Here is a 6,681-nt window from a genome sequence, read left to right as displayed (position 1 = left end):
GCTTACAGTGAAACGCTGTCAACGCGTTGCAGTATCAGCACGCTTTTTACCGGTTACCCTTTGCCCGTTACCGCGGTGTATGAGGCTTTTTCCAGCCTGCCCGACGAGTTGGAGACTCTAGCGGAGAAGTTCAGCCGTAAAGGGATTCTTACACAGGCAATCAACGGGATGGGCAATATCGCCGCGGACTTCAGATTTGACAGGGGGTTTGATCACTTTCATGAGTTGTACAAGGAGCCTGTTTTCCATCGCAAGTCGCAGGAATACCTTCCCCATGTTCTGCCGTGGCTGGAAAAAAACAGTCAGGAGCATTTTTTCCTATACCTGCATTTCAAGGAGCCTCACTCCGTTTACCGGCCGGTTCCGGAGTTTGAGGGGTTGTTCTCAAACGAATTCTCTGAACGAATCCCCCTGGAAGAATTTGTAAAAGCCCGGCAGGGGCGGAACCTGCCTCCCGCACAGGTCCGGTATGTCGCGGCATGTTACGATGAGACCCTGGCGAGCGCGGACTCTGTTTTCGCCCGGATTCATGAAAAACTTAAGGAATTGGACCTGCTGAAAAAATCGATTGTTCTCGTCATCGCCGATCACGGTGAGTATCTGGGCGAAAAAGGCGTCTTCGGCCATGGCATCAGTTTTCATGAACCGGGGATTCATATCCCGTTTGTGATGCATCTGCCGCGGAGCATTGCCGCCGATTTCCCCCGCCGGGTGCACTCTATGGTCAAGATGACGGATGTTTTCAAGACATTGTCGGACATTTATTCTCTGCCTTTGGACCGCTACCAGGGTCATGGCCGGAATTTTTTGCCCCTGCTTTTCGATCCCGCTGCCGGCATCAACGACCACGTATTCATTACCAAGCGAGGCACTCCGGGACATTGCGTGATTGACGGCCGGTACAAGTTGATCACTTTTGAAAACGGCGCCAGAGAACTTTATGACCTCAGCCGCGATCCCGGGGAAACACGGAATCTGTACACAGATAAGTGGATCCGGGCCGGATATCTCGAGCGCAAAATCATCACCTGGCTGGACCGGCAGCAGCAACTGCGGGATCGACTGATTTCCTCTGAACAGACGGATGATCCGGCGTCTCCAAAGATCCACGAAAAAACACTGGAAAATTTAAAGAGCCTGGGCTACCTCTGACAAACCGATCCACGTGAGACGGGTTGGTTCGAAGATGCAGTTCATGGCTATTGTTCGCCTTCACCTTTGCGCGTTTCTCTGATGCGGAATTTATCGGGATTGCGGCGTACCTCTTCACGCAGCCACTCCTCGGGGTAACCCACTTCCCCGGGACGGCCGTTTTCATCCTTGATGTAGCCGTCGTTGTATTTGGTTACCAGGTGGTCGGCCAGGTCCCACCAGTCCTGTACCGCCATCTCGGCGTTTGAAACACACCAGCGGGTCAGGAAAGAGGCCACCTGTTGCGGGTTTGATTTCATCAGGTCGATGGCCGTGCGCTCAATGGCCGGTTGCAGGGCGAATTCGAGATTTTCGATGCGTTCCTGTACGGCCTGGATGTCCTTGATCATGTAACTGTAGCGCAGATTGGCGTAGTTGGCCACGAAGTTAAACGCCCACCAGGCGGAATCGCGCGTGAACTGCTGCAACGAACCCCGGGTGTAGGAGGGGGGGAGATCGGTAATGGATGTGTAGAAGGGAACAAAAACGCAGGTGTAGGGGTTATCCATGGCATACCAGAACACACCGCCCACTTCGTCGGGCACGTCACGCCGCGATTGCAAAGCAAACACGAAACCGGCCTGCTGGGTGGCGATGGGGCGTTCCCAGCCGCAGGTTTTGCCGACCACTTTCCAGGTCATGGGGCGCCAGCGGTCCGGAGCGTTGAAAGGCCCGGCGGAAAGGTTTCCGGCATGGGCCTGATGCGAGTAATACGCAAACCGGTGGGGATGGGTTTACGGGGAGGAGGGCCTCCCCGTATCCAATGGCTTGGCCTGATTATTCAGAAGAGCTGTGGACCTTGGTCTGGCTGGAATAGAAAGTGTCCGAGCTGCTGCTTGAACCGGGGCGGTTGAAAGTCAGGGTACCCGTGCTGCTGCAGTTGTGGACACGTTGACTGATGCGGGTGCAATCGCTTTCCGTGTCCAGGGCAAGGGTATCCGTACCGGATACACCTGGTGATCCGGGATCCGCCTTTCCGGATTCCCATGTGTAGGACTGGATGGTGATCACCCATTCGCTGCAGAGCAGCTTGTAGTTGGTTCCGGGGGTACGGTACTTCACGTAATCCCAGTTGAGGTAATCCTGTTGGATGTTGACGGAGTTGGTGGTAATAGTTTTTGTCACCGCAATGGTTTTGTCTGTTATGGCGTCGCTGCATGTCGAGTTTTCATTCGGATCGCCGGCGAAAGAGAACAATTCGTTGTGTTGAACGTCACCATCAAGCAGCAGTTTGCGGCGTCCCTTTGAGTTCAGTCCCTTGTAGGTGACCTCCAACCGGAAAGTAATTGAGGTGTATTCTCCTTTCTCTTCTTCTTTGTCATCGCCTTTGAGTGGAGAGTTTTTGTTGATGAAAAGGTACCAGACAATTCCTCCCAGAGCGGCAAGTCCAAGCAGGGTTCCCAGAAACCTTCCGCCGCGCTTTTTCCTGTTTCCGGCGACAGCCAGCACGCCCCCTTTGCAGTGTTTTTTGTAGAAGCGGTACTTGGATAACTCCAGCCATGAAACTGAATGGCCCGGACCCAGCAACTCTTTGGCGCGACAGAACCACTGGATGGATTGATTTTTGTTTTTCAGTTTTTCATGCACGGCGCCCATCAACAGGCTGACCCGGCCCTGCAATTTCCTGTCTGCTCCGGTGGATTGCATCTCCAGCGCCCGGGGTTTGAGTGTCTCCAGAGCCTGATCGTAATCTTCCGCCAGGAACAGCACCAGGGCGTGGCGGAAAGAGATGGCCACAGTTTGAACCGGGTCGCAGGCGGCATTGTAGTTAAAGAAGTTTTCCTGCTTGAGTTCATCCAGGGGAATGCGGTCGCCCAGAAATGTGCGTGCCAGGCAGAAGTGTTGGATTGACTCCTCGTTGCGGTCCGTTTTTTCCGCAATCGCGCCCATGAGCAGGTGGACATTGCCCTGAAACGATTCCCGCGTCTGTTCCGGGTCCCATGAAGCCATGATTTCAAGTAATGCCGTGCGGGCGTTTTCCCACTCCCCGTTTTTCCAGGCCCGGCGTGCCTGTTCAAAACGCTGCTCCATCAGGTCGGGCTGTGCGGCGGCAAGGGTCCCCGCCGGAACAGCCATCATCACCACCAGGATCATTGAGATCCAGCGGCAGACAGCCATCTGCTTGAGTTGCCTCATTTTTCTGTTGCCTCCCCCGGGTCTCGGTTCGAGCGGCGAAACCCGGATTCCAAAAAAAAAACAATTTACCGCAAATCCACATCAATGTGCAATAGCAAAAATTCTAATTGAACGAACGGCGGCCGGCCGGTTTATTTTGCGCCGGGAAAGAGTGCGGGGGTGGATTGGGGGTATGGTTCCGATCGGTTACCGTCGCCGGCGGATCACCACGAAAGAGACATCATCTTCCCGTGAAATACCTTTGCTCATGACACATTCGGTAAGGGCGGTCACAACAGTGTCCGCGGCGGCATCGGGCATGGTTCTAAAAATCCCGGCGAATGCTTCGGGAAACAAAGCGTTTCCCCGCGCGTCAATCAGGTCGGTCAAACCGTCGGTGTAGAGCAACAGGATATCTCCGGGTCCCATGAGGCGCAGTTCGCTGACGCGGTATCCATCCTTGAAACCCAATGGGCTGGACGCGGCCCCGGTGTCGATCTCTTCGCGCCGCGGCATCAGGCCGATGGGCGGATAAGTGCTGATGGCGCTTTGGGGGATATCCATGAAGCGGCTGAAATGACGGGAAAAGGTTATCGGCGGGGGATGGCCGGCAGAGATAAAGCGGAACGTGCCGTCAGTATGAATTTCTCCGTAGATCATGGTCAGGAAATCTCCGATGCTGGAGGAGTTGTAAAAGCGGGTGTTGATGATCTCAAAGAGGTTCGGCGTGATTTCTCCGAAGATCTTTAACTCGTAGAGTGCACCCGTCAGAAAAGCCTGGTGGAGCATGCCCACCACAAAAGCGTCCGATATGTCGTGTCCGCGTACGTCCGCCACAAGAACTCCGGCTTTATGACGATTGGTTTCCAGGCGTTGACACCACTCCTTGCGGCGGTGATGTAGAAAGGCGTTCAATCCCGATTGTTCCAAGGAGGAGAGGTTGGGCTGATCCGCTTCCTTTTTCCACCATTCCTCTTTCTCACGCGTCAAGGTATCCAGGTCGTAGCGATGGTTGAAGTCGATGTAGATGATGTGATCGCCGCCCACCGCCCCTGCTCTCGGCAAGGTGACTCCGGCCACTTCGATCTCATCCAGGTGCGGGATCTCACCGGGGTCGGGTTTGATGTGGAGCAGACGTTCCGTAATGCTTTCGGTCAGGGCGTCAAGTCGGGGTTTCTTGGTCGGGTGCATGCTTGCTCCTGCAGGCGTGATCATTCCAGATGCATCCAGTTTACATCCGGATGCGGATTTCGTAAAGGGGATGGGGGGACTTGTACCTGCGGCCGGGTTGCGGTACCATTCGTCATTACCTGTCGATCGGCTATCAGGAGGCGGAATGGCGGAACAGACGTACGGTGCGGTGGTCATCGGCGGCGGCATTGTGGGTACGGCCACGGCCATGGCGTTGAGTGGGAAAGTCCGGGGCGGGGTTGTGGTACTGGAGAAAGAAGATCGCCTGGCGGCCCACCAGACCGGGAACAACAGCGGCGTGATTCATTCCGGATTGTATTATCGTCCCGGGTCGCTGAAAGCGCGGAACTGTACGCAAGGGCGGGAAGCGCTTTACCGCTTCTGCGCGGAAAACAGCATCCCCCATCAACGCTGCGGCAAGCTGGTGGTGGCGACCCGTGAGGCCGAGATTCCGGGTTTGGAAAGGCTGGCGGAACGCGGAGAAGCCAACGGCCTGACGGATATGCGGCGTCTGCGGGGACCGGATGAACTGCGGGCATACGAGCCCCACGTGCACGGCCTGGCGGGATTGTGGGTGCCACAGACTGGGATCGTGGATTACCACGCGGTTACCGCCGCTTTTGCGGAACGCATACGCGAAAACGAGGGTGAAATCCGGATGGGAGCGCGGTTCATCTCCCGGAAAACAGATGGGGATACCCAGGTATTGGAAACCACGTCCGGAACCATCCGCTGCCGGATGCTGGTCAACTGTGCCGGACTGCAGTCCGACCGGGTGGCCCGGGCCTGCGGGGTGAATCCGGGACTGAAGATCATTCCCTTCCGCGGCGAATATTACGTGCTGCGGCCCGAACGGGAATCCCTGGTCAACGGCCTGATTTACCCGGTTCCGGACCCCAAATTCCCTTTCCTGGGCGTGCATTTTACCCGCATGATCGGCGGCGGCGTGGAGGCGGGTCCCAATGCCGTGCCGGCCTTCCGGCGGGAAGGTTATCGCAAGCTGGACATTTCGCTGCGGGATATGGCTGAAACCTTTCTTTACCGCGGATTTATGCGCATGGGCGTGCGTCACTTCGGCATGGGAGTGGGTGAGATGGTGCGTTCATGGATCAAGCCGGCTTTTGTGGCTTCTCTGCGATGCCTGATTCCAGAGATTTCCGGATCTGATGTCCAGCGTGGAGGCGCCGGTGTGCGTGCCCAGGCACTGGAACCGGACGGAACCCTGGTGGATGATTTCCGCATCGTGGAAGCCCCGGGGATGGTGCATGTGCTCAACGCGCCCTCGCCCGCGGCCACGGCCGCCATCACCATCGGCGAAACCATTGCCGCGAGGGTGATGGAACAGATAAAGTTGAAAAGTTGAAAGAAGAAGGTGACAGGAGACAGGTGACGGGGAGGCAGGGCTTTGGCCCATCAGACTCTGAATAAAGAATTAAGGAAGAAAGAAAAAAAAAGCACTCACCTGGCCTCTTACTCTTCTCCATTGCAGTACTTGTAGAAGGTAGAAAATGCAAATTCAAATTCGAAGCACGAAATCCGAAATCCGAAACAAATCCCAAATCCCAATGTCTAAAATTCAAAACAAAAGCTTCCGATCCCTGATTCCTTCCCCTCGCCTATGGCCTCTGGCCCATCGCCAATAGCCACTGGCCATCGGCCTGCTGGTACTCGTAGAAGGTAGAAAGGTAGGAGTCCTCGGGAGTATAGGTAGGAAAAACAAAAGCTTTTTGGCTTTTTGTTTTCACTTTTTACTTTCGACTCAGTCTCCCTCGCCCTTAGCCGGTTTTACTTTTCACTTTCCCCTTTTGTCTGTATTTGCAGCAACCCTGCTGAGGCGTTAAGATAAACGCAGGGAATGCACCTGCAAGGAGGCGGCAATGATGAAATATCCCATACCCATGGTGCCGGACCCGGTTTCGGTGCACGAATCAGTTCCTGCGGCCGCGGTGTAGACAGGGAGGATACAAATGCGATTGAATCTGAATGGTCAAGTTGTGCTGGTTACCGGTGCTTCGCGGGGCATCGGCCGGGCCGTGGCGGAAGCCATGGCCGCCGCCGGGGCCGGGGTGGGGCTGCATTGCAGTCGTGAACGCCGGGAGGTGGTGGAACTGGCGCGTTCTCTGGGCAACGGGGCCGGGGTGTTTGCCGCGGACCTGTCCCGGCCGGAAGCTCCCGCAAAGTTGT

At 55.8% G+C, this 6,681-nt stretch carries 6 protein-coding genes; 3 read left to right on the top strand and 3 right to left on the bottom strand.

The features are described 5' to 3' along the window. Positions 1-1,152 (top strand): hypothetical protein (locus ENN40_01685; protein ID HDP94051.1); only part of this gene is annotated, 1,152 nt, incomplete at its 5' end. A 47-nt stretch (positions 1,153-1,199) separates the two neighbouring features. On the opposite strand, the gene ENN40_01680 is transcribed toward ENN40_01685, so the two are convergent. From ENN40_01680 to ENN40_01670, 3 genes are all read right to left on the bottom strand, one after another. Then, positions 1,200-1,832 carry a hypothetical protein gene (locus tag ENN40_01680; GenBank protein HDP94050.1) on the bottom strand — a complete coding sequence of 211 codons (633 nt, stop codon included), beginning with the start codon at positions 1,830-1,832 and terminating at the stop codon, positions 1,200-1,202. A gap of 136 nt (positions 1,833-1,968) precedes the next feature. Further along, positions 1,969-3,327 carry a tetratricopeptide repeat protein gene (locus ENN40_01675; GenBank protein HDP94049.1) on the bottom strand — a complete coding sequence of 453 codons (1,359 nt, stop codon included), beginning with the start codon at positions 3,325-3,327 and terminating at the stop codon, positions 1,969-1,971. 186 nt (positions 3,328-3,513) lie between these two features. Beyond that, positions 3,514-4,707 (bottom strand): serine/threonine-protein phosphatase, encoded by a 1,194-nt coding sequence (locus ENN40_01670; protein HDP94048.1) that lies wholly within the window; start codon positions 4,705-4,707, stop codon positions 3,514-3,516. Between ENN40_01670 and lhgO the strand changes: the two genes are divergently transcribed. Together lhgO and ENN40_01660 are read left to right on the top strand one after the other, a co-directional pair. Then, complete coding sequence (gene lhgO / locus ENN40_01665) at positions 4,643-5,860, top strand: L-2-hydroxyglutarate oxidase (protein ID HDP94047.1); 1,218 nt, start codon at positions 4,643-4,645, stop codon at positions 5,858-5,860. The genes ENN40_01670 and lhgO overlap by 65 nt on opposite strands. A gap of 604 nt (positions 5,861-6,464) precedes the next feature. Then, a partial coding sequence (locus tag ENN40_01660; protein ID HDP94046.1) for an SDR family NAD(P)-dependent oxidoreductase occupies positions 6,465-6,681 on the top strand: 217 nt, incomplete at its 3' end.

Source organism: Candidatus Aminicenantes bacterium, from assembly GCA_011049425.1.
In the GTDB taxonomy this organism is placed as follows: domain Bacteria; phylum Acidobacteriota; class Aminicenantia; order UBA2199; family UBA2199; genus UBA876.
Note: the sequence above shows the minus strand (reverse complement) of the source record. Positions and strands in the feature narration are given on the sequence as shown.